Source organism: Campylobacter sp. MIT 21-1684, from assembly GCF_026241315.1.
Lineage (GTDB): Bacteria > Campylobacterota > Campylobacteria > Campylobacterales > Campylobacteraceae > Campylobacter_D.
The window spans coordinates 1-412 of record NZ_JAPHNA010000080.1 but is presented as its reverse complement, the minus strand read 5'-3'; the positions used below and the strand labels follow the sequence as shown (position 1 = coordinate 412).

Annotated in this window: 1 pseudogene; it reads left to right on the top strand. The window is 35.4% G+C overall.

Going from position 1 to position 412, the window contains the following annotated elements:
• Positions 1 to 412: pseudogene (locus OQH62_RS08655) on the top strand (hypothetical protein); the annotation flags it as partial.

Here is a 412-nt window from a genome sequence, read left to right as displayed (position 1 = left end):
CTACTAAATACTTTCACCAATTCAAATACAGGTTCTACTAGCTACTCAGGCACAGGAAACATCACAGGAGACTTGACTAATTCAGGCACTCTTACTTTAAATGATGATTTGAATTTTCAAGGAACTAATTTTACCAATCAAGCTGGAGGAAATATTAGTGCAGCCAATAACGCAGATAAGAAAATCAATCTTAAAGGCTCTAATATGGTCTTTACTAATGCTGGCACTCTTGGTAAGGTTAATGCTCAAAGCACACTCACAAGCTTTGACAACCAAGCAGGTGGAAGTATAACAGGAGACTTTACAAATATATCAGGCAATACTATTACTACTTTCACTAACCAAGGAACTATAAATGGTACTCTTACTAATCAAGGTACTATTACCAATCTTACTCAAAGTGGTACTATAA